Source organism: Neobacillus sp. S1227 (assembly GCF_055385255.1).
The window spans coordinates 1,510,917-1,529,834 of record NZ_AP038276.1 but is presented as its reverse complement, the minus strand read 5'-3'; the positions used below and the strand labels follow the sequence as shown (position 1 = coordinate 1,529,834).

The window sequence follows — 18,918 nt, the reverse complement described above, 5'->3', positions numbered from 1 at the left end:
TTATACGGCAGGGGTACCTAAGTTAGTGATATCGAACACAGTGAAAGAATCAGCATCCAGTGGACGTCCATTTGCCAGCTGACGAACTAAATATAAACGCTGATCTTCAATCATCCGAAGCACATCCGTTGTTTCCAACTTCTGCTCGGCCGCCACGCCCATAAAATAATCTTTAGGTAGACCAGAAATCGCAGTATTTGAAGGTACCGCAGGAGACTGAACAATGGTTAATCCAGGAACACCAAAGTTATCATATGTCCAAGAACCATCATCCTTTTGCTTTGCACCAATTGGGAAAAACTTAGTTGCATAATCCAATGGATTCACAATTAAAGTAACTCCGGTATAACGACGAGTACCGCCCTTAGTGGTAGGTGCAAGGATTTTTTCACCAATCGTTTGTGGTGTGAAATCTGCAAGTACAACTTTTGTTTTTTCTGGATAAGCTCCACCTACAACAGCACCATTGAGATCACGAGTCATGCCAATCGGCTTTTTATTTCCGTCACCTGTGACAATCGCAGTTTCTAATTCATCAGCCACAACTTCTGCCATGAATGTGCGGACATAACGGTCTAGCCATTCAGGCCCTAGTTCAAACATTGCTTTGGAAACAACTAAGAATCCGCTAAGTTTATACATGCCCTGCTCAATAGTTTTGAAACCTTCATCCAGCATTTCTTGAATAGCTGCAGTTACATCTCCCCAGAATGCTGCTGATGTTCCCGGTACCCTTAACACCCAAGCAGTAGTGGCGCCTGTACGCTGGAAGTTAACCAAGGATAATAACGGATGTTCTTTTTCCAGGTCCTCAAATACACGCTCAAAAACAGTTGGGGGCATTAATTTCTGCACTTCATCGAAAGACTGAGCCTCGATGGCAGCATTATAGAATTTCTTTTCTTCAGTCGTAAGAACACGAACCCCGCGAGCAGCTAATACTTGAGCATCCCAATTTTCATCTTGTGCGCGCTTTGCCTCTTTTATGGTGTCATTCATCAATGTTTGAATGTGAACCATATTGTTTTCAAAATTGGTTACAATGCGTTCAGCCACAGCCTTTGCATCGCCGCTTTCGAATACTTCCTGAATGGATTTGATTTGCTCATCTTTGTTTTCAATTACTGGCTTATCCAGATTTTTAATAGTCATTAGTCATTCCTCCTGAATCTTGCTAATAGATTTTTATTTGAACTTGCAGCAAATTGCTCTGGAGTTTTATTACGCAATCTTGCAAGGACGCTGTTTTTAAATTCTTCCGGATCAACTGGTTCCTCTTTAGTGACCTCATTTACTTTATCGGCCAATCCAGTGTCTACCGCTTCTTGGGCAGTGAACCACGTTTCATTTTCAATCATGGTTTCAATTTCTAGACGCTCACCAGAGAACCTTGTCATGTAAATATCGGCAATGGATTTATCAATGCCTTCTAATGCATTCAATGTTTTCTTGATATCAGCTTTGGTTCCCCACGTAAAAGTGGATGCCTCGTGAATCATTAACATGGAGCCAACATTCATGATTAGTTCATCAGCAGCCATGGCAATTAATGAAGCAGCTGATGCCGCCAGCCCATCAACAATAACTACAACTTTTGCCGAGTGATTCTTAAGTTGATTATAAATAGCAATTCCGTCGAATACATCCCCACCTGGGCTGTTCAAGTGTACGATAATGGTATCGGATGCAACATTCTTTAATGCCGCTTCAATATCCTTAGCGGACGTGGATTCTCCCCACCATGATTCACCTATATCACCATAAATAGTTAACGTAGAAGAATCATCTCCTGCTTCAGCTTTAAACTGGTGACCAATGGATGCCAAATGGTTATAATTTTCATTTTTAAACCTTCTCACCTTCCCTCACCTCCTTCCGTTGCTTCAACGTTTTCGATAGTTTGATAGTTTTTCGTGACAAAACGCTGATTTGCCCATGCCTCATTCAAGGTCTCCCTTCCCAGCATTCGTAGATTGTCATTAATGCTATTAACTCCTATTGCAAAGAATTTATCCGCAGCAGTAGCCAAATCCACAATATCCAAAATCTTTATCATGGATGTATCAACCTTCATATACGTTCTGTTTAAATATTCTTCCTTGGTATAAATCTTTCGGTTGAATTCATCTGCGATTAATTCTGCTAGAGATTTAATCCGGAACATTAAAAAATTATCAGTCTGCTTTTCTACCTCAGCGAGATCACCTTTTAATAAACCTTGGGGCACAGTAAAGGCACGTGCGACAAAATCAAAAGTGTCGTCTATTAGCGCCCTGACATCCCGGCTGTTTTGTGTAGCCGCTCCGCTCTTTCCATTTCCGCTCAAATCGGTAAGAGTGTAGCCCTTCTGCAATTGAAAAACAGCACCGGCATTATCTGCTTCAAACCAATTCTTAAACTGGTTATCAAACATATCATTAATGGCTGCCTGTTCTTCATCTGTCTGCGGACGAAGAAAGTCCCCTTCTAAGACAACTCTTTTAGCGTTTGAGCGCTTATAAATATTCATGGAAGAAGTAATCAATTTTCCAAAGTCATCATACAAACTGTTAATAACTGACTTGATATCTTCATCATTCAGTTTCATATGGAGGACTTCTGATTCGTAAAATGTTTTGTCAAACGTTAGATTTTTAACCTTTACATTCTTGTACCGATTATCATTCAAAGCAGACTCTTCAGTTACAAAATCATCAGCTACATATAGCTTATCGTTTTGCATAATGACCAGCACTTCATTATCTTTAATAAGATGGCTGACCAGGCTTTGCATAAACTCAGTAGCATTTTGATTCTGATTGGGAGAAACATTCAATAAATAATAATTTTCCCCGCGTTTCTCCACCCCTTTTTCGTATGTCCTGAATTCACATTGAGAGAGTGTATTAGCTATCAAACTAATGCAGGTTTCAATAGCTAAATTCTTATAATGAACCTGAGCTTCCAGCAAAAAAATATCGTCCTTCAGTTTCCATATGCCATCAGTATCAAAGAAACCTTTAATCCAATTAAAGAATCCCAATCTTTCACCGCCCTTCTAGTAGGTTCTAGCTTTAAACATCCCAGGCTTAATAGGAGAACGTTCTTTTAATTCAGAATCGTGATTAAGTGCATGTAAAAAAGCGAAAAAACCATCGGTCTTTCGCTTCTCTTTATCGATTTTCTTATACTCGATGTTACCGTTCCCTTTTTCTTCTTTGTACACATTACCCACATACCAGCGCATAAGAGGATCATCACCAAAAACAATGGTACGCTTCACAAACATTTCCTCAACTAATGGGGCAAGCATACTGTGAGTAGCCGGACCTCTGCGTACTATAGCCACTTCAAATCCTGCAGCTTCTAATGGTTCTTTTAAAATAGATGAACGATAAAGGTCCATACTTATTTTTAAAATTCGATATTGCTTATTCATCATGACAAACCAATCTACTACATGATGTGCACTAATTGACTCATCGTAGACAACTGTTAACAATCCTTTTTCTTTAGCCAACTGGATAATTTCCGGATTAATGTCCTGTAGTTTCGGGGCCGAATGGTGCATGAAAGTATGTTGTAACCAAAATCGTTTTCCATCAGCTTTTGCAAAAACACCTACTGAACAAAAATCGCGTATTTGCGCAAAGTCTACACCGCCGATAGCATCCACGCCGTTTAAGTTCTCAGGAATCGGTTGTTCCGTTGCAAGTCTGTCCTCATAAGTGGCGATTTCTTTTCGGGAATCTTCCACGGGCGAATTCATGCGCTTAGTCATAAACTCAATACGGAGTGCAGCATTAAATTGCATATCATGGTATTCTTGTTTCATTTCTTGTTGCAGGTGAGTATTAAACCGGTATGAAGGATTAGCCTTTTCCCAATTCGATTCATCCTCGACTTCCTCTGGTTTATCCAATTTGCAGATAAATGGAAACAATCGAGAATTAGGAAGTTCTTTGTTCAAGACCATCCTGGCCTCTTCTTTTAAATCATCAAGTACACCGCCGCGGACATATCCGTCCGTTGTGATATAGAAAGTACGTGGATCCTTTTTCTTTCCAAGGCCGGATGTAAAAACTTTAATGTTTCTGTAGTCCTCATATTCATGAACCTCATCGAAAATAATTGCTCCGCTCCGTTTACCATCTTTCGTCCTGGCATTAGAAGTATTGTATTCAAGTTTCGATTTCGTCTTCCGGTGCTGGATCAGTATCTTCGACCAATAAAAAACCTTTTTCGTTTTCTTTGCATGTTTAGGCTCATCCAAAACGTTATAAACATCTTCAAATGAAGTTTTGGCTTGGCTTTCTGATGTGGCCACGATATCAATATCATAATTCTTGATGCCGTGATGTCCAGTCGTCATGTAAAAGCTGTTATAGGAGATGTATCCGTTTTTACCTGCACCACGACCAATTTCGATTAGATAACGATTGAACATTAGGGTGCCGTCCTCGTAACGAACCCCATAAATAAACGCATTGCAAAAACGCTCCCACGCGAATAATTCAAAAGGGAAATATTTGGCTGGTACTTCAACCGATTTTTCAATGGCTTCAGCATCAATAATCACGCCAGGTTGATCTAGTTTCCATTTCACAAAATCAATTAGCTGCCATTGTTCCTGACAGGCTTTAATTTCTCCACTTTCAATCATTCGAATGTAGTCGTCTATAAAAGGATGGTACCTATACGTCCTCTTCATCGTCGCCATCACCACTTGGATTCTTAAGACCCAGTGTTTTCAATAGCTCAGTCATGCGTTTATTGGTTTCCCTATACTCTTTTCCAGCTGGGTTTGGTTTGATTCCTTTTTGACCGCCGCCATTGTTCCATTCCATCATACGACCATGTTTTTTCCAATCTTTCTCCAAGTCTTTGGCAGCGTCCCACATGACCATATATTTATCAACCAGGTCAACATAGTGCATTCCGAACAGTCCTGCATTTTCCAATTGTTGTAACAAATCATCTTTAATTTGTGCTCGTTTGGATAGTTTTGTCACTGGTACCCCCCCTTCAACTTTAAAAAATGGAAAAATATTATCGCCGACTAACCCTTACCCGTTGAATGTTTCCCCTTAAAATGCCAAAACTTTTGACCCGGGGGGTGTTATATTTACCAACGTTCTTCATTCATGAAAGGCTTTTGTTTATTTTTAATCTTGTCTAAGCGATCATGCTCTTCATTGTGGCAAGTATTACAAAGACTTTTAAGGTTGTCCAAGGTTAATGCCAAGTCAGGTCTTTGCTTTACTTCTTCAATATGGTGAACGCAGTCAGCTTTACGATACTTGCCACGACTCCTACAGCTCTGGCATTCGTATCTATCACGTCTTAAAGCTTCCATTCTTAAAGACATCCAATCTCTGCCTTTGTAGAACTTCATTAGGTTATCTGTTTGAATTAGCTTAATGATGTCCTGTGTATCCATATCTAAATCATTCCTATACTACTGTTAATGAATTGAGCTATTTGTTTACCGTCTAACTCCACAGTGATATTTATAACATTAGGCTTAGGTTTAGGTATTGTTGGTTTGACTTGTTTATATTGAGCAATCTTCCAGGCGTCTACAAATGCTCCATTACATCTTGGACAGACCTTTACTTCTGAATAATCTTCCTTCTTCCCTCTTACGCGTTCGCTATGGTTGCAGCATAAACATTGATAAACAGCAAGTGTCGCATCCTCATTGGTCTTGCTGACAAGTTCTACGAAAGGAGTAGGTACAATTGGGCCTTTACATCTTGGACAACTACGTCCATCTAAATATTTTCCGTTGGCATATACAATAACTGTTCTGCAGTGTTCATCTAGACATTCATATTGTATGTTTGATGTCATTTCCTTCTCACCGCTCCGTTCTTTCGTGTATAGATATCACGGTTCATTCCCATTATTTCTTTCCAATTAACATGTTCCTTTTTCTTCTTTTTCTTAGGTGACTTTATATTCTCTAGCTGCTTTATTTGTTCATCGGATAACTGGTCAGCAATTCTCATCACATCACCCTCTCAGGCAAAATAAAAAAACACCCCTTTTGGATGCTCATTTTTTGATGTATATTCGCATGTTTTTAACCCAATCAGAGGCTGAATTATACACTATGAATTAGCTACAAACCATATTCTGTATAACTCGCTATCTCTCAAAAAACAAAGTCACCACAAGGCTTTCCTGAGCGTCTACAAACGAATTAGACACTACCATTTTTGTAGCTAATTGATTTCAAAAAAATAAATTCCAAGTTTTCCTATATTTTTAATTTAGATTGATAATTATTTAAATTGTCCTGGGTAATTCCGATGTATCGAAGTGTTATTTTTGGATCACTATGGTTTAGCATTTGCTGCAGGACGGCAACATCCTTGAATTGTTTATAGTGATGATAACCATAGGTTTTTCTAAATGAATGGGTCCCGATTCGTTCGAGGTTGAATTCATCGGCTATTTCTTGGAGGATGACATAGGCCATGCCTCGAGTAATAGGTTTGTTTTTGCCTTCCCTGCTCCTAAAAAGGTATTCATTCTTAGGCTTATCTTTGCAATATTCTCTAACAGCTTTTTTTAGCTCTGGTGGCATCCTGACTTCCTTGGTCTTTTTCGTTTTTCCCTCACGGACAAAGACGCTCCATCCTTCGACATCTTTCACTCGAAGCTTTAAAATATCTGAAATTCTCATACCGGTGTTAATTCCAAAAAGAAAAAGGATATAATTCCTGTCGCTTCTTGCCTTCAACCATTTTTTTATATCCTGGATTAATTCCTTTTCCCTAATAGGCTGAACTAAATTCATTAGTTTTCACCTCTCATCATTATTTAGAATAAACACCACCTTATGCTAATTGCTAATTAGAATATATTTCCCAATGCTCCGAGAGTCGGCTGAGATCGAGAAATCACACTAGTCATAGTGATTTCAAAAAATCCCCGCTCGATTCGGTCGCTAGTTCCTTTCAGAACCCTCTTTGCCAGCCGCGCTTGGGACTCCATGTCCTCCCCTCGTTAACCAAGGACACTTCATCGTCTTGCAGAAATCGTTCGAGTACATCATTGATAAGGGAAAGATGCTTCTCCCAAAATTTTCTTCTAAAACAATCGTACAAATTTCGACAATAAAAAAAGGCACCAATTTTGGCACCTTTTTTGTCCTGATTTTGTTCGGAATTTCTCCGTTTTTTATCCTTAAATTATTCCTAATGAAGAGGCAAGCATAAATATCGCCATCTTTTTCTTCTCGTAGTACTGAGTCTTTTGCAATCCTAACTCAAGATATATATTTAAATCATTTTGCCTTTCCGGACTGAGATATTTTAATTCAATTATTCTTCGTTCGATAGGATCTAAGCTGTTTTGCAACGCCCTATCCATTTGAATGACCTTAAGCTCATTTTCCAAATCGTTCGGCAAAAGTTTGGGAAATAAACTGCTTATCCCCTTTTCTTTCATTTCCTTTTTGTTTTCCATCTGGATTTTAAGAGCTTTATATTTTATCAATTCCTTAACGACAATTGACCGAATTTCTTTTTCATTCACATCCGGAAAGAAAGATAATTGTGCACTCAACAACTTATCCCTCCCATGATGACTTATCCATTTTCCACTTTTTTAAGTTTAGCTACCCAGCAGCTGCTTTCAATATTTTCTTGAAACACTTTTCGATTATAGCTATCCCTGGTAAATCTTTTTCCGTCGTTTTTTAATTGGGTAAGAGGATACACGATTTCATATCCTCTCTCTTTTAAATCTGCTATTGCTTGTTCAGCTTCATGTTTATGCTGACGGGTGATAACGACTGGACGATAAATTTTATTCATTTGCATACCCAATCAATTTGTCGATATAATTTTTAGCTTTCTGGAGGTCGTCAATGCCGCCTTTTTCTTTGTGCCTTGAAATGTACTTAATGGCATTTCCGATTGCAAAACCCTCAGCAACAGTATACTTGCGATCAGGAAAATGTTGTTCCAGATACCCAATTACATCTATACTGCCTTTATGATAATGAGGTGGTTTATTAACGATATCAATCGACTTATGAGTATGTTTGTCTAAACAACTGTCCATATTCATTCTCCTTTGTATGGATTTCTTTCCTTGTAAAACTCAAGTTCATACTCAATCCCGTGAGATTCTAATATTTTTCTAAGTTTCAAGTTTCTCTGGTATTCTCGGTTGTAACAGTCCTCGAACTTTCTAGATCGATGCAGTAAAAATTGCATCCTTGTTCTGATATATTCAAAGTCGCCTTCTTTAAACGCCTGTTCGACTAGTGGATGGACTTCATAATTTTTGTATGGATTAGGGTTGGCCATATTGCCCCTCCCTCTTTATTTCATAAATTTCCTTTAACTACGACTTACCCCAATAACCTTTTTCAATCATGTGTTTTGCAATAGCATCTTCTCTTGAACCCCAAACCTTACCACTCTTTTCTTTATAAAAAACCAAACCACCTTCAAATCCTAGAAGTTCATATCCTTCATCCTCTAGAAATTTTTTAGTTGCTTGATAAAAATTCATTAATCTTACTCCTTCGCAATTGAATCGAATTGTGACGAAATTATTTTTGAGTTTGTGAAAATTCTATTCACGTTCAACTCGATATTCTTCTAGTACTTTTTCAGCAATATCAGAAACAGTTTTTATTTCGAGTCTTTTTTCCGTTTCGATAATTTCAATTAAGGCTTTTTCATACCGTTCTATAAGATTTTCTAATCGCGGAACTCTTATATCACGTTCATAAGCGTATTTTTTTTTACCAAGCCTTTGGTAATCAGAGTAAGTCATTTCAAAGTCTATTTTTGCCTTTCTAACCTCTTCGTTCTTCAATTGGGCAAGAGATTTCAGTGTTTTTATTTCTTCTTCCAATTGTTTGATACGGTTAAAATCTTTGCGTTCTTGTGTGGTGCGATTCCGTCTGATTATGTCATTTTCAAACTGTAGGTGTTCCACTTCCTCAATTAACTCTCTAACTGTTTCCGTCGTGATAACAAATGTTCCAGCATTTTTAACCATTTCAAATTGCTTTTTAATATGGTCAAGATTCATATAGACCTCCTTAAACTTCCCATTCGGGATTTTCGTAAATATTCCCTAATACTTCTGAACTTTTCAGTGATTGAGCATCACCAGATTCTAAAAAGTAATAGCCCTTTTCAGGAACGTAAATCACAAACGAACAGTGTTCTTGAATCCATTTAACTTCACCAAGACCAAACTCATCTTTAAGGACATCACCTTCATAAATTTCCTTACCGTTTTTATCCTTTAATCCTGTGTATTGCATATAAACGCTTGCCGGGTTTGGTTCGGTTGTACAAGGTAAATGTAATCTGTCCATTTCAAACATTTTCTGAATATCTAAAGCGTACATTCTGAATTTTAATTCCCTCATTTTCACAATCTCCTTTACGTCGCTTTTGGTGTCAACTATGTCTATTCAATGACATTTTCCGACATTTATTTACAATGGTTTGCTATCATGCTAGTCTACAGATGGGACTGATCGCCCCCAGCCCCATCCTTAAACCCGTGCTGGCTCCACAGCGCGGTTTTTTATTTACTTCACATCAACCGGATGATAAGCAAATTTACAGTTCTTGCAATCAAAGCCGGATTCAGGGACAAAGTTATCTTCAAACACTGTATGCAGATCGCAGGTGTTCCAATCTTTTGTGCAGCCGTTACACTTTACTGCCATAATCTCCGAGCACCAGTCATAAAACTGCTGGCGAGGCATTACTGCGTTTTGGATTTTATCCTGGGCATCCCGACTCATTTTTTGAAAGGTATAATCATCAACCAATTGGAAAGCATATTTGAACAATTTCTTTTGAATTTTTTCCTGCTCTTTGGGACTTAACCGGTTATAGACGGACATGACAAACTTCTCCATATACGTCTCTGCCATTTTTAAGCTCCTGTGTTCTTCTTTGGTGAGGTTTCCTCTTTTTGCCCAATCCTCCCTCATGCTCTTGAACTTTGGACCATCAACACCGGCGTTATTAATCCCCAGAACCGATTGCAATACGGAATTCATGACCATAAATTGATTTGTCTCAAATTTATTTAGATAATCTTTCATGGCTTTAAAATCCCATCTTTCACCCAGATATTTCTCCAGCACCTTTTTAGATGATCCTTTTCCCGGCGCTTTATCGCCTTCTTTAACCGTTTTTTCTGCTTTGTTTTGTTGGCCATTATTTCACCCTCCAGTCACCATTCATTACTTCGAATAATAAAACTGCGAATAGCACTGTGCACAGACTCCTTTTACTGCGTAACCATTCGGCCTTTTGCATCTTGGACAAATTTGGGATTCAGCCATCCAAGTGACTTTGCAATCCAAGCACTGTAGCTTTACCTCTTTTTTCTCCTTCTTTACGACAAATGCCTGGCCACCACATTTTCCACATTTTACGCTCATACGGTTCCCTTCTTAACAGCTGCTGTTTTTAATTTGTTGTCTTCCTCAAGTTTTTCGTGAAGCAATTCTCGGAAACACTCCTCACAAAAAGAACTACTCCAATAACGAGCTGGGCGCTCTTTGCATTCAATACATAATTTCGACACTTTCAATCACCTCGGAATTTGATTTGCACAGGTGATAATCTAGTTGAGTCATCTTAATAACGATTAGCTACCTTGCTATTCTTTTTCTTACACTCATGGCAAACTCTTTTTTGTTCTATCACGACAGTCTTTTTCATGGGCAATACATTATGGCATTGACTGCAGCTGACTAATTTCATCTTCCATGCCACCTTTTTTAATATCCTTGGTCCTGGCGCTGATGGTTCACGGCATTCTTTTCAAGATAGGCTTGTTCAATTTCTTCCCAAGTGAACCCTAGCATTTCTCCTAGACCTACGTAAGTATTTAATAAATCCCAATAAAACGCTTCTTCCATCCAAACATTTGTAATCTCTCTATAAACCTTTATAAATTGATACTCTATTGACCTGGCTTTGAAAATTTCTATTTCGTCAGCATGGAACGTAGCATTAAGAATAATTCCTATTTCTAAAACAAAATGAAGACCGTCCACGTACTCTTCGAGCAAAGGATTATAAAACTCCTTATCTTCATCCATCATGCAAGGAACTCTAACTGCCGATGTGTGAGGTAGCTGGTTAACACTCCAAAACTTGAAACCTCTCCATTCATTGGCGCACTCACCAACTTCAGTTAATAATCCTACTAATCTTTTTTGAAATCTATCCTCACCAGGTATTGGAGGATGCTCCTTTTCAATCCGATCCATAAGATTCTTTTGTATTTCAAATAATTTTGCAAAATCCAATTGACTCTCTCCTTTTTCTAAAAAGGGGACAGCATTTGCGCTATCCCCATATTCAATTAAGCAATAATGACAATCTTTCCGTCCTCGATTTCTGATTCCAAAGCAGCTTGTAAAAATTCTTTGATATTTCTCATTGACCTTAACTTCCAAGCTCCTCCGTCCGCTTCGAACAGCGCACAACGCGGGCCGTTTTGCATTCGGAAAATAAATTCACTTTCAGGCTGATCTACTTCGACAAAAGTTCTAAATGGTGCTAATACAACAGGATTTGGAACTTGAACCGTTGCTACTGTGGCGACTCCAACTTTAGCTTGAACAGCTTGGGATATACCATCATCGCCCACTTGACGCACGTTTTCTTCCCGAATATTGCCGACTACCTGCAGCATGATATCCCGATCATCATTTTTGACAAAGGCTGATTGCAATTTGATATTGAATTCTTCCGAGTCGTACCACCTATCAAACGAAAAGGCCGGAAGCATCGCTGAAGCTTTGATGTATTCATTTCGCTGGTAATCCCGGTTAAAGGTGCTAAATGCTATGACTTCCGTTGGGCTTACAATATGGATCATCTTCTGTTCGCTTAGTTGGTCCCCATCAAATCCTGAAATCAAGTAATCTACTAATCCTGAAAGACTACGAACTTGTAATGTATCAGGAGTGAGCTCATTAACCAGATGAAGTTTTTGACTTGAGTAGGTAGATTCACCAATACCAAAGGTTTCCACACTTCCTAATTGAATTAAATACTGCAGGGCTTCTTTAATCATTTTCCATCCTCCGATTTATAAATTATTTGGTTTGCTGCTTTAAATTAATAATCTTATTGCCCTTATCGTCAGCCACGTCACCTTCTGGATCTATGTATGTCTGGCCTTTTGCACCTGATTTTAATTCCGCACCGGTCACCTGACCGTTATTGTCATAATCCATAATGATTTTGGTTTCGATATTTTTAGCAGGTGCCAGGGTGCTCTTAACTTGGACGCTGACATCGGATAATTCCCTGTTCTCGTTGGAGCTGATGCTCACGGTCATGGTAACTTTACGAACCTTCTTAGGGTCCGTATTAGGATCAACTACATTGTCAAGCACCTTTTGTAATTCCTGGTTAAATCTTTCTGCCATTGCACCATTGGCAAAGGTGTTTAAATCCACAATCTTTGACATTATGCTTCCTCCCCTTTGGTTATTTTTGTAACCGTTGCAGTGGCACCGATTAAATCAATCCCACTAACAAATCCTTCACATTTGAATTTAACTTTTTCTATTTCATACCCATGTTTTAAAAGCATGTCCTCAATGGCTGCTTGAACATCAGTCAAATCCAATTCAACTGTAATTACCTCTCTCATGCTCCCTGCCTCCTTTCTAAATTTAAAAACACTCCATATTCTTTCAAAAAAGCTAATTGTACGGTTCCAATAGGGCCATTACGCTGTTTGGCAATAATAATCTCGATGATATTTTTGCTTTCACTTTCTTTGTCGTAATAATCATCCCGATATAAAAATCCTATAACATCGGCATCCTGTTCAATTTGACCGGATTCTCGAATATCGGACATCAATGGTCTTTTATCTTGCCGTTGTTCCACTGCCCTAGATAGCTGACTTAAGGCAATAACATTGACGTCTAGTTCACGGGCTAAATGCTTTAAGGTCCTGCTGATCTCGCTTATTTCTTGCGTTCTGTTTCCACGATGTTTTTCGCTGCCGGTAATTAGTTGCAAATAGTCAATGATGATAACAATTTCTTTTCCCTCGAATTCCCGTTTCATCTTTCGAACCTTAGCCCATATCTCATTGACAGTGACACCCGGCTTATCAAAGATACGTAAATTCATTTGGCCCACTTCGGCAATGGCCATGCTGAGCTTGTCCCATTCATTGCCGGCAATTCTGTTCTTGCGAATGCTTTGACCGAAGATCCTGCCGTTGCTGGCTATCATCCGTTTGAGTAATTGTTTCCTGCCCATCTCCAGAGAAAAAATGCCTACTGCGTATTTTTCCTGAGATGCTACGCCGGCTGCTATATTGAGACAAAAAGCTGTCTTTCCAACTGATGGCCTGGCAGCAATAATAACCAAGTCCTGCTTTTGCAACCCGGAAGTTATCTGGTCAAGTTCGGAGAATCCGGTTGGAATACCGGTAATATCACCCTTTGGATTCTCGAAATCGCCATAAATATCAACCAAGTCATCTTTTATGGAGCCATCGTCATTCGTGCTTTCATCGTCCAAACTGATTAAATCGCTGATAACTGTTTGGATAAGCTCGGAAGGGTTTTCGCCAGCTGCAGACTCTTTGATTTTATTTGCCAGTTTAATTGCTTCTCTTCTTTGCCAGTGTTCATAAACCACTTTTTCATAAAAAGTAAAGTTAGCCGTTGTCGGTACAGCCCCAGACAAATCTGATAAATAGCTAATGCCACCTATCTTTTCGATTTTGTCATTTCCAACACGATCTATGATTGTAACGAAATCGATAGGAATACCTTTGCTGTCCAAGTCCAACATAGTCCACATAAGGTTGAAATGGGCGCCCGGCGAAAAATACTGTGGCTTGAGCCTGGACTCTTTTATTAGTTCAGGTTCGAGAAGTAAACTTCCTAAAATGGCTTGCTCAGCTTCAACGCTGTATAAAAACAGTTCCTCCATCCGTATCAACCCAACCCTAAAATTTCCCTTATTTTTGCTTTTGATTGTTCAATCGATTTCTTCTCTTCATCGGTATACTCAGAAACTCTTATAACCGACTCTAAATACTTACGAGTTTCCTCGGCGTCCGGTATGGCATTCATTCGGTCAAGTACCTTGGACTTTTCATTGATTAAATCAGCGACCTTGGGAGGATATTTGTTTTCTCGACAATAGCGAAACAAGTTATCTTTGAGTCTTTCAAAATCGTAATCTTTGATGGCCAAATGCCAGGAATCTATCTTGCTTTGATTAATTTCAAATTGCTCATAAAAGGCATTTATGGTTTGCAAGAGTTCAAAGGTTTCTTTTTTGCTAATCATCTAAGTTAAAATCCTCCTTCCTGACCGTCTTTTTACGATAACCGGATGCCGGAGAAGCTCGTTTTTCTTTAAAAGCAAGGACAGCTGCACGAACCTGTTCGACTGTTGAATACTTCTTTTCAGCCCAATCTCTTAGAATCTGCTCGACGTAGCTCCACCTTTTTGCGCCGTTCTCCACTGCTAGTTTCATAGCCTCTATGACTATTTCGGGAGATAGATCGTCGCACCAATCATAAATTTTTTGTGCCATATGGCTGCCAATAGTTCCAAATCCATTCTGTTCAAAAAATACAACCGGATTTGAATCCTGGACGGGTTCTTCTTCTTCTTCTTCTTTATCTCTGTAGTAATCTCTGGTTATTGGTGTGTTCAAGTTGGCCACTTCCTCTGTCCATTCTGAACACTCCGTCTGTTCATTTTGAACAGGTGGTCTGCTCATATCTTCGAGAAGTTCGTAGTTTAGCCGATACCATTTTGTATTATCGATTTTCATTTTGTTGTAATTGCCAATAATAATTAAATTCCCTTTTTCTAACTTGGTGATAATCCTTCTGATTGTGCTTATGGACCAGAATGGAAATTGCTCTTGCCAGTCCTCATAAGTGTTATAAACCCATTTATGATTATCACGAATGTTGTTGCTTTCCTTTAACCAATAATGTAATTGTTGGATGAATATCGCCTCATTTAGCCCGACTCTCGTTGCTAAGGAAGGAAGGACTAGTATTGGGCTTTCATCTAGTAAGAGTTTGCTCACCTTCTTTTCCTCCTTTCTCTGGTTTCATCTGCTCGATCACAGATGGCAAACGGCCCGTCTACCCGAATGAATTGATAATTTGGGTAACGAAGCAAATAATCTCGAACAGCTGCTTGAAATGCTTGTTCTGTCCTGTTATCTTTTTCCCTTAAAATTTTTTCCGGTAACAAAACTTTTGTACGTGTGTAGGTGATCATTGTGATATACTAAGCCTCAATGAAAATATGAAGATGCTGCTGTTTATTTTGAGGCAGTTTGTCGCGAATGTTTTCTGCCATGTCCTGGCATTCAGATACGCTTTCGGCAAAAATAAAGGCTTTATGCACAATCTGAAAATTCCCGTTAATTTTCAAAGCAAAATCAACATGAAATAACATACTAACCACCCTTCTTAGATTTTCGGTGCGCACCGTAATGGCCAAGAACGCTGGGGGATGGGGAAACAGTTCCTGACCATTACGGTAAGACCGAAATAATGCTACGGCCTTACATCTTTCTGAACTCCTTTTCTGCTTCCATATCTCCGATAATGACTCCAAAAATGAAACAGATCATCATCAAGCAATAGACAACAAATGGATTCATTACACTAACACCTTCTTTTCAATTAATAACCTGAAGGTTTCTTTTCCCTTTGGTGTAATCAGTGTTTGAACACCAGCTCTACCATTCTTTTCAAAATCTTTTATATCAAGGAGTTCTGGAACATATTGTGCATACGGCTTCAACTTATCTCTTTGGTCCCTATAAATATATTTGTTGTCAAGTAACCATTTAATAAAGTCTCTCTCTTTGACATGAATTTCTTTTGCTGTATCTCTGAAATTTGTTAGTAGATTTCTATTTACAAGCGCATCGAAATATTGCGCTTTTGGTTTCATGATAGAAATCTGCTCATTTTGTTTTCGAACGGTTTCAAGTGTTGTCTTAAACATTAATTTTGTGTGGTCATCCGCAAACGGTAAGTATGTATTGATAAACATGTCATCATTGCTAATATAACCGCCTGTTTTTCGGATTGTAGGTAACACTTCATCAAAGATCCAAACTTCGAATTTTTCTGCAGAAGGTAGTTTAGATTTTGTTATTAAACGATATAGATTGCCTTCATTGATAAATTTCTTCTGCTGCCTGCCACCAGCTGTAAGGACCTCGTGAAACGCTACCCCCTCTGGTCGACAGTGTTTAGCTATTGCATCATGTGGATTTGAATATCCTAATGAAATTGCTGCTTCATTAGCTCCAAAAAATTCTTTTCCGTTTATCATCAAAACCGGAAGTTCTCCAAAAATGGGATGATTAAAGTTTTTAATTTCATTCATCACTCTATTGCCTCCACTCTTTTATTGAACAACAGATACCCAAATATCAAATTCATCATGTTCCTTTGAGGAAATAAGGAGTGTCTGGCCCTTGGAATCTATCGAAAATGCGAATTTACTATCGGTCACTTCAATTGAATTGGATTCCTCGAAATAGACTGCTAATGCATAACCTACTTCTTGGTCAATCAAATCAAGAATGGTGAGCTTTACTGCGCCGTCCCAACCAAGAATCGTTTCTTCGGAATTATTAAAATGCAAAGCTACTGAAATCTTTGCTAGTTTATTAGTTTCAAAAAAATCGCGAGCTTCCTCGATAGAACAGAAGTTTAATATTTTGATTTCTGTATTTTCATATGCTTTAACAGCGCTAAAAACCTTTTCTGTTCCATCGATATGATTAATATTTCCTTTTTCGACATCGATAAGGATGTCCATAATTGAGTGAAATAAATTGGCTTGATCTAAATTTTCTTTCATTTCGACATTCTCCTCTATTTTTCTATTTTTTTACTATTGTTTTTTCAAAAGAACAGATATTAACCTATATTTCAGCACAACGATTCGACAAATTTTCGTCAAAAAAATGTGAGGTTTTTCAACCTCGGAATTATTTAATCTTTCACCAATCCCTATATGTGTTTCTGGACAGCCATTCCCGGGCAAGAGCTCTTTCGTCGGAACCGCCAGATCGTTCTGAATAAGTTAGATCTTGAATAAAAGCCCCAACCAATTTAGCGACATTTGTGTTTTGACCATCAGCGATTTCCTTGAGAAATTCGTAATCATCATTATTGATATCTACTTTTATTATCTTCATGAGTGATTACCACCACTGCCCGCGCCGATCATAGTGCCACCAGGTATCGTCATAGTAGACTTTTAAGCAATCTTCTTGCTTGTCGTATTTAACTTCGCGGACATTCGGCAACGAATATTTTTTTTGATTCTCTGTTCCCCAGGCTTTCATGTGCCGGCGATGGATCTGCATGAACCAATCAAAATGCTCCGGGCTAAGCTGGAACTTATCTTTATAGACAATATCAGCTGCTAGATTGGCTGCTTTTTGATATCCAGCTCCATAAGTGTTTCTAAGCGCATCGGTAAAAAATGTTTTTTGTCTTTCATCAAGCTTCTTACCAGCGATTAATTCAACATATTCAATGACATCCTGAAGATGTATTAAATGATCAGTGTTCATCATCTATACCTCCTACCCCATATATTTCTTAGCCAATGCCGGATACTTATCTGCAATCTGCTCATGCATGAGTTTTTTATAGAGCATTAAACGCTCATTGCGATATTTGTGAGATCTAGGAGGTACTTTCGTTGGATGAACTGACATTTTTTGATTAACCTTTTTAAGATAATAAGCAATCCGATGAGTCACATCTTTTTCCACTTCCAAACCCTCCTCAAGAGCTCTTTTTAGTGTCCTGTTGTTGGGTTCTTTGCTGCTCTGCTACGTACCTTAATACTCCCGGCAATAAATGTTTTTCGACCGCACGCGCTAACTTCTCAGCTGGTACCTTAATCATTTGATCGCCTCCTTAATGATGTATATGTGGATCCGTCTGTCCGCCTTTCATGACAGGTTTGAGTATTGGGTAAAATATACTGATAATAATTTGTTGCTATTTTAGAAACAAATTTAACAAAAAAAATCTTTTATTTCGCATTGTAATACACTGGCTAGTAACGGTAACTGCTCTGCCTTAAATGAATAATCACCATTTTCATATTTTAAATATGTTGAAGCACTTTTAAATCCTAATTGACTAGCAACGTTTTGCATACTGAGCTTCAATTCTGTTCGTCTTTCTTTGATGTACATGAGATTCACAGTACTCATTTTGCACCTCCGATACGTTTCTAAATTAGCAACACCTTGTAATTTGATTATATGTTTCTATTTTAGAAACGTCAATAGTTTTTGTTGCTTTTTTAGAAATATTTTTATTTCCGTTTTGGAAACATGATAAAATTAAACAAAGATAAATTGATATAAGAATTGGTGGTGAAAAAATGTCAGAGAGTATTGGTAATCGTATAAAGCGTTTAAGAGAAGAAAGAGAATGGTCTCAACGTGAATTAGCCGACCGTGTAGAAATTAATTACAGTGTCATTAATAGGATTGAACTAGATAAACGGCCGGTAAAGGACCATGAGATTAGCAAATTCGCTGATGTCTTTTCAGTCACTACCGATTTCCTGATGGGAAAAACTAATGATAGAAATGAATTAGACAATCAATCAAAAATAATCAATCATGATGAGATTTACGATTCACTTGCAGAAATAACCAAGCTTGCTAAAAAATACGGCCTCGAGCAATTAGGTTTTTTCGATATCGAGGAATGGAAAAACCTTGGACCAGAAGAAATCCAATTACTTGATGCACAATTTAAAGCAATTGCTGATATGGCTAAGAAACGCAACGAGAAAAAATAAGACACCTAGAACATTAATTTAGTTCTGGGTGTTTTTGTACGACGACATTAATTACAAAAATTAATACA

Annotated in this window: 34 protein-coding genes; 1 reads left to right on the top strand and 33 read right to left on the bottom strand. The window is 38.3% G+C overall.

All coding sequences use genetic code 11. The features are described from left to right. From ACZ5AE_RS07845 to ACZ5AE_RS07685, 33 genes are all read right to left on the bottom strand, one after another. Nucleotides 1-1,152, bottom strand: a complete 1,152-nt coding sequence (locus ACZ5AE_RS07845; RefSeq protein WP_464571062.1) for a phage major capsid protein — start codon at nucleotides 1,150-1,152, stop codon at nucleotides 1-3. Next, nucleotides 1,152-1,859 carry a head maturation protease, ClpP-related gene (locus ACZ5AE_RS07840; RefSeq protein ID WP_464571060.1) on the bottom strand — a complete coding sequence of 236 codons (708 nt, stop codon included), beginning with the start codon at nucleotides 1,857-1,859 and terminating at the stop codon, nucleotides 1,152-1,154. Before ACZ5AE_RS07840 ends, ACZ5AE_RS07845 begins: the two co-directional genes overlap by 1 nt. Further along, complete coding sequence (locus ACZ5AE_RS07835) at nucleotides 1,856-3,022, bottom strand: phage portal protein (RefSeq protein ID WP_464571058.1); 1,167 nt, start codon at nucleotides 3,020-3,022, stop codon at nucleotides 1,856-1,858. The genes ACZ5AE_RS07840 and ACZ5AE_RS07835 overlap by 4 nt, the downstream gene beginning before the upstream one ends. 15 nt (nucleotides 3,023-3,037) lie before the next feature. After that, nucleotides 3,038-4,690 carry a terminase TerL endonuclease subunit gene (locus tag ACZ5AE_RS07830; protein ID WP_464571056.1) on the bottom strand — a complete coding sequence of 551 codons (1,653 nt, stop codon included), beginning with the start codon at nucleotides 4,688-4,690 and terminating at the stop codon, nucleotides 3,038-3,040. Further along, the gene (locus ACZ5AE_RS07825) at nucleotides 4,674-4,991 is read right to left on the bottom strand and encodes a P27 family phage terminase small subunit (RefSeq protein ID WP_464571054.1); all 318 of its coding nucleotides are present in this window, start codon (nucleotides 4,989-4,991) and stop codon (nucleotides 4,674-4,676) included. The genes ACZ5AE_RS07830 and ACZ5AE_RS07825 overlap by 17 nt, the downstream gene beginning before the upstream one ends. 113 nt (nucleotides 4,992-5,104) lie before the next feature. Further along, a complete protein-coding gene (locus ACZ5AE_RS07820) occupies nucleotides 5,105-5,419 on the bottom strand; it encodes an HNH endonuclease (RefSeq protein WP_464571052.1) in 315 nt (104 codons plus the stop codon). Nucleotides 5,420-5,421: 2 nt separating this feature from the next. After that, entirely contained in the window at nucleotides 5,422-5,832 is a 411-nt protein-coding gene (locus tag ACZ5AE_RS07815) for a hypothetical protein (protein WP_464571050.1), read from the bottom strand. Continuing rightward, complete coding sequence (locus ACZ5AE_RS07810; RefSeq protein ID WP_464571048.1) at nucleotides 5,829-5,990, bottom strand: hypothetical protein; 162 nt, start codon at nucleotides 5,988-5,990, stop codon at nucleotides 5,829-5,831. Before ACZ5AE_RS07810 ends, ACZ5AE_RS07815 begins: the two co-directional genes overlap by 4 nt. Nucleotides 5,991-6,241: 251 nt before the next feature. After that, a complete protein-coding gene (locus ACZ5AE_RS07805; protein WP_464571046.1) occupies nucleotides 6,242-6,784 on the bottom strand; it encodes a site-specific integrase in 543 nt (180 codons plus the stop codon). A 389-nt stretch (nucleotides 6,785-7,173) separates the two neighbouring features. Further along, nucleotides 7,174-7,557 carry an ArpU family phage packaging/lysis transcriptional regulator gene (locus ACZ5AE_RS07800; protein WP_464571044.1) on the bottom strand — a complete coding sequence of 128 codons (384 nt, stop codon included), beginning with the start codon at nucleotides 7,555-7,557 and terminating at the stop codon, nucleotides 7,174-7,176. 20 nt (nucleotides 7,558-7,577) lie between these two features. After that, nucleotides 7,578-7,805, bottom strand: a complete 228-nt coding sequence (locus tag ACZ5AE_RS07795; RefSeq protein ID WP_464571042.1) for a hypothetical protein — start codon at nucleotides 7,803-7,805, stop codon at nucleotides 7,578-7,580. Next, nucleotides 7,798-8,055 carry a DUF3310 domain-containing protein gene (locus ACZ5AE_RS07790; RefSeq protein ID WP_464571040.1) on the bottom strand — a complete coding sequence of 86 codons (258 nt, stop codon included), beginning with the start codon at nucleotides 8,053-8,055 and terminating at the stop codon, nucleotides 7,798-7,800. The genes ACZ5AE_RS07795 and ACZ5AE_RS07790 overlap by 8 nt, the downstream gene beginning before the upstream one ends. Before the next feature lie 2 nt (nucleotides 8,056-8,057). After that, nucleotides 8,058-8,303: a hypothetical protein gene (locus ACZ5AE_RS07785; protein ID WP_464571038.1), complete on the bottom strand. Its 246-nt coding sequence runs from the start codon at nucleotides 8,301-8,303 to the stop codon at nucleotides 8,058-8,060. 37 nt (nucleotides 8,304-8,340) lie between these two features. After that, nucleotides 8,341-8,511, bottom strand: a complete 171-nt coding sequence (locus ACZ5AE_RS07780) for a hypothetical protein (RefSeq protein WP_464571036.1) — start codon at nucleotides 8,509-8,511, stop codon at nucleotides 8,341-8,343. A gap of 63 nt (nucleotides 8,512-8,574) precedes the next feature. Next, on the bottom strand, nucleotides 8,575-9,039 hold the full coding sequence (locus ACZ5AE_RS07775) for a hypothetical protein (RefSeq protein ID WP_464571034.1): 465 nt from the start codon (nucleotides 9,037-9,039) through the stop codon (nucleotides 8,575-8,577). 10 nt (nucleotides 9,040-9,049) lie between these two features. Continuing rightward, nucleotides 9,050-9,385, bottom strand: a complete 336-nt coding sequence (locus ACZ5AE_RS07770; protein WP_464571032.1) for a YopX family protein — start codon at nucleotides 9,383-9,385, stop codon at nucleotides 9,050-9,052. 165 nt (nucleotides 9,386-9,550) lie between these two features. Then, the gene (locus ACZ5AE_RS07765) at nucleotides 9,551-10,075 is read right to left on the bottom strand and encodes a DUF5651 domain-containing protein (protein WP_464571030.1); all 525 of its coding nucleotides are present in this window, start codon (nucleotides 10,073-10,075) and stop codon (nucleotides 9,551-9,553) included. A 541-nt stretch (nucleotides 10,076-10,616) separates the two neighbouring features. Further along, entirely contained in the window at nucleotides 10,617-10,742 is a 126-nt protein-coding gene (locus tag ACZ5AE_RS07760; protein ID WP_464571028.1) for a hypothetical protein, read from the bottom strand. Between the two features lie 17 nt (nucleotides 10,743-10,759). Continuing rightward, nucleotides 10,760-11,293 (bottom strand): dUTP diphosphatase, encoded by a 534-nt coding sequence (locus tag ACZ5AE_RS07755; RefSeq protein ID WP_464571026.1) that lies wholly within the window; start codon nucleotides 11,291-11,293, stop codon nucleotides 10,760-10,762. 56 nt (nucleotides 11,294-11,349) lie between these two features. Then, the gene (locus ACZ5AE_RS07750; RefSeq protein ID WP_464571024.1) at nucleotides 11,350-12,066 is read right to left on the bottom strand and encodes a hypothetical protein; all 717 of its coding nucleotides are present in this window, start codon (nucleotides 12,064-12,066) and stop codon (nucleotides 11,350-11,352) included. A gap of 22 nt (nucleotides 12,067-12,088) precedes the next feature. Then, nucleotides 12,089-12,466 carry a replication terminator protein gene (locus ACZ5AE_RS07745; protein ID WP_464571022.1) on the bottom strand — a complete coding sequence of 126 codons (378 nt, stop codon included), beginning with the start codon at nucleotides 12,464-12,466 and terminating at the stop codon, nucleotides 12,089-12,091. Beyond that, the gene (locus ACZ5AE_RS07740) at nucleotides 12,466-12,651 is read right to left on the bottom strand and encodes a hypothetical protein (RefSeq protein WP_464571020.1); all 186 of its coding nucleotides are present in this window, start codon (nucleotides 12,649-12,651) and stop codon (nucleotides 12,466-12,468) included. Before ACZ5AE_RS07740 ends, ACZ5AE_RS07745 begins: the two co-directional genes overlap by 1 nt. Then, nucleotides 12,648-13,955 carry a replicative DNA helicase gene (dnaB, locus tag ACZ5AE_RS07735; RefSeq protein ID WP_464571018.1) on the bottom strand — a complete coding sequence of 436 codons (1,308 nt, stop codon included), beginning with the start codon at nucleotides 13,953-13,955 and terminating at the stop codon, nucleotides 12,648-12,650. The genes ACZ5AE_RS07740 and dnaB overlap by 4 nt, the downstream gene beginning before the upstream one ends. 5 nt (nucleotides 13,956-13,960) lie before the next feature. Continuing rightward, on the bottom strand, nucleotides 13,961-14,317 hold the full coding sequence (locus tag ACZ5AE_RS07730; RefSeq protein ID WP_464571016.1) for a hypothetical protein: 357 nt from the start codon (nucleotides 14,315-14,317) through the stop codon (nucleotides 13,961-13,963). Next, a complete protein-coding gene (locus ACZ5AE_RS07725; RefSeq protein WP_464571014.1) occupies nucleotides 14,310-15,074 on the bottom strand; it encodes a DnaD domain-containing protein in 765 nt (254 codons plus the stop codon). The genes ACZ5AE_RS07730 and ACZ5AE_RS07725 overlap by 8 nt, the downstream gene beginning before the upstream one ends. A gap of 206 nt (nucleotides 15,075-15,280) precedes the next feature. After that, on the bottom strand, nucleotides 15,281-15,451 hold the full coding sequence (locus ACZ5AE_RS07720) for a hypothetical protein (RefSeq protein ID WP_464571012.1): 171 nt from the start codon (nucleotides 15,449-15,451) through the stop codon (nucleotides 15,281-15,283). Nucleotides 15,452-15,658: 207 nt separating this feature from the next. Beyond that, nucleotides 15,659-16,396, bottom strand: a complete 738-nt coding sequence (locus tag ACZ5AE_RS07715) for a phage antirepressor KilAC domain-containing protein (RefSeq protein ID WP_464573569.1) — start codon at nucleotides 16,394-16,396, stop codon at nucleotides 15,659-15,661. 21 nt (nucleotides 16,397-16,417) lie between these two features. Continuing rightward, nucleotides 16,418-16,876 (bottom strand): hypothetical protein, encoded by a 459-nt coding sequence (locus ACZ5AE_RS07710; RefSeq protein ID WP_464571010.1) that lies wholly within the window; start codon nucleotides 16,874-16,876, stop codon nucleotides 16,418-16,420. Nucleotides 16,877-17,018: 142 nt separating this feature from the next. After that, nucleotides 17,019-17,216 (bottom strand): hypothetical protein, encoded by a 198-nt coding sequence (locus tag ACZ5AE_RS07705; RefSeq protein ID WP_464571008.1) that lies wholly within the window; start codon nucleotides 17,214-17,216, stop codon nucleotides 17,019-17,021. A 6-nt stretch (nucleotides 17,217-17,222) separates the two neighbouring features. Beyond that, nucleotides 17,223-17,600 carry a hypothetical protein gene (locus tag ACZ5AE_RS07700; protein ID WP_464571006.1) on the bottom strand — a complete coding sequence of 126 codons (378 nt, stop codon included), beginning with the start codon at nucleotides 17,598-17,600 and terminating at the stop codon, nucleotides 17,223-17,225. A 9-nt stretch (nucleotides 17,601-17,609) separates the two neighbouring features. Further along, the gene (locus ACZ5AE_RS07695) at nucleotides 17,610-17,801 is read right to left on the bottom strand and encodes a hypothetical protein (protein WP_464571004.1); all 192 of its coding nucleotides are present in this window, start codon (nucleotides 17,799-17,801) and stop codon (nucleotides 17,610-17,612) included. A gap of 13 nt (nucleotides 17,802-17,814) precedes the next feature. Beyond that, nucleotides 17,815-17,937: a hypothetical protein gene (locus ACZ5AE_RS07690; protein WP_464571002.1), complete on the bottom strand. Its 123-nt coding sequence runs from the start codon at nucleotides 17,935-17,937 to the stop codon at nucleotides 17,815-17,817. A gap of 113 nt (nucleotides 17,938-18,050) precedes the next feature. Continuing rightward, entirely contained in the window at nucleotides 18,051-18,251 is a 201-nt protein-coding gene (locus ACZ5AE_RS07685; protein ID WP_464571000.1) for a helix-turn-helix domain-containing protein, read from the bottom strand. 173 nt (nucleotides 18,252-18,424) lie between these two features. Here ACZ5AE_RS07685 and ACZ5AE_RS07680 point away from each other — a divergent pair, with 173 nt between their 5' ends. Further along, entirely contained in the window at nucleotides 18,425-18,850 is a 426-nt protein-coding gene (locus ACZ5AE_RS07680) for a helix-turn-helix domain-containing protein (protein ID WP_464570998.1), read from the top strand. The last annotated feature ends 68 nt before the right edge of the window (nucleotides 18,851-18,918 follow it).

Excerpts from the sequence above, each read along its gene's own strand:
- ACZ5AE_RS07685 (WP_464571000.1), bottom strand. The coding sequence starts at position 18,251 with ATGAGTACTGTGAATCTCATGTACATCAAAGAAAGACGAACAGAATTG.
- ACZ5AE_RS07815 (WP_464571050.1), bottom strand. The coding sequence starts at position 5,832 with ATGACATCAAACATACAATATGAATGTCTAGATGAACACTGCAGAACA.
- ACZ5AE_RS07785 (WP_464571038.1), bottom strand. The coding sequence starts at position 8,303 with ATGGCCAACCCTAATCCATACAAAAATTATGAAGTCCATCCACTAGTC.
- ACZ5AE_RS07760 (WP_464571028.1), bottom strand. The coding sequence starts at position 10,742 with ATGAAATTAGTCAGCTGCAGTCAATGCCATAATGTATTGCCCATGAAA.
- ACZ5AE_RS07845 (WP_464571062.1), bottom strand. The coding sequence starts at position 1,152 with ATGACTATTAAAAATCTGGATAAGCCAGTAATTGAAAACAAAGATGAG.
- dnaB (WP_464571018.1), bottom strand. The coding sequence starts at position 13,955 with ATGGAGGAACTGTTTTTATACAGCGTTGAAGCTGAGCAAGCCATTTTA.
- ACZ5AE_RS07715 (WP_464573569.1), bottom strand. The coding sequence starts at position 16,396 with ATGAATGAAATTAAAAACTTTAATCATCCCATTTTTGGAGAACTTCCG.
- ACZ5AE_RS07690 (WP_464571002.1), bottom strand. The coding sequence starts at position 17,937 with ATGATTAAGGTACCAGCTGAGAAGTTAGCGCGTGCGGTCGAAAAACAT.
- ACZ5AE_RS07705 (WP_464571008.1), bottom strand. The coding sequence starts at position 17,216 with ATGAAGATAATAAAAGTAGATATCAATAATGATGATTACGAATTTCTC.
- ACZ5AE_RS07700 (WP_464571006.1), bottom strand. The coding sequence starts at position 17,600 with ATGATGAACACTGATCATTTAATACATCTTCAGGATGTCATTGAATAT.
- ACZ5AE_RS07730 (WP_464571016.1), bottom strand. The coding sequence starts at position 14,317 with ATGATTAGCAAAAAAGAAACCTTTGAACTCTTGCAAACCATAAATGCC.
- ACZ5AE_RS07805 (WP_464571046.1), bottom strand. The coding sequence starts at position 6,784 with ATGAATTTAGTTCAGCCTATTAGGGAAAAGGAATTAATCCAGGATATA.
- ACZ5AE_RS07765 (WP_464571030.1), bottom strand. The coding sequence starts at position 10,075 with ATGAAAGATTATCTAAATAAATTTGAGACAAATCAATTTATGGTCATG.
- ACZ5AE_RS07745 (WP_464571022.1), bottom strand. The coding sequence starts at position 12,466 with ATGTCAAAGATTGTGGATTTAAACACCTTTGCCAATGGTGCAATGGCA.
- ACZ5AE_RS07720 (WP_464571012.1), bottom strand. The coding sequence starts at position 15,451 with ATGTTATTTCATGTTGATTTTGCTTTGAAAATTAACGGGAATTTTCAG.
- ACZ5AE_RS07820 (WP_464571052.1), bottom strand. The coding sequence starts at position 5,419 with ATGGATACACAGGACATCATTAAGCTAATTCAAACAGATAACCTAATG.
- ACZ5AE_RS07740 (WP_464571020.1), bottom strand. The coding sequence starts at position 12,651 with ATGAGAGAGGTAATTACAGTTGAATTGGATTTGACTGATGTTCAAGCA.
- ACZ5AE_RS07770 (WP_464571032.1), bottom strand. The coding sequence starts at position 9,385 with ATGAGGGAATTAAAATTCAGAATGTACGCTTTAGATATTCAGAAAATG.
- ACZ5AE_RS07680 (WP_464570998.1), top strand. The coding sequence starts at position 18,425 with ATGTCAGAGAGTATTGGTAATCGTATAAAGCGTTTAAGAGAAGAAAGA.
- ACZ5AE_RS07780 (WP_464571036.1), bottom strand. The coding sequence starts at position 8,511 with ATGAATTTTTATCAAGCAACTAAAAAATTTCTAGAGGATGAAGGATAT.
- ACZ5AE_RS07710 (WP_464571010.1), bottom strand. The coding sequence starts at position 16,876 with ATGAAAGAAAATTTAGATCAAGCCAATTTATTTCACTCAATTATGGAC.
- ACZ5AE_RS07750 (WP_464571024.1), bottom strand. The coding sequence starts at position 12,066 with ATGATTAAAGAAGCCCTGCAGTATTTAATTCAATTAGGAAGTGTGGAA.
- ACZ5AE_RS07795 (WP_464571042.1), bottom strand. The coding sequence starts at position 7,805 with ATGAATAAAATTTATCGTCCAGTCGTTATCACCCGTCAGCATAAACAT.
- ACZ5AE_RS07810 (WP_464571048.1), bottom strand. The coding sequence starts at position 5,990 with ATGAGAATTGCTGACCAGTTATCCGATGAACAAATAAAGCAGCTAGAG.
- ACZ5AE_RS07775 (WP_464571034.1), bottom strand. The coding sequence starts at position 9,039 with ATGAATCTTGACCATATTAAAAAGCAATTTGAAATGGTTAAAAATGCT.
- ACZ5AE_RS07830 (WP_464571056.1), bottom strand. The coding sequence starts at position 4,690 with ATGAAGAGGACGTATAGGTACCATCCTTTTATAGACGACTACATTCGA.
- ACZ5AE_RS07790 (WP_464571040.1), bottom strand. The coding sequence starts at position 8,055 with ATGGACAGTTGTTTAGACAAACATACTCATAAGTCGATTGATATCGTT.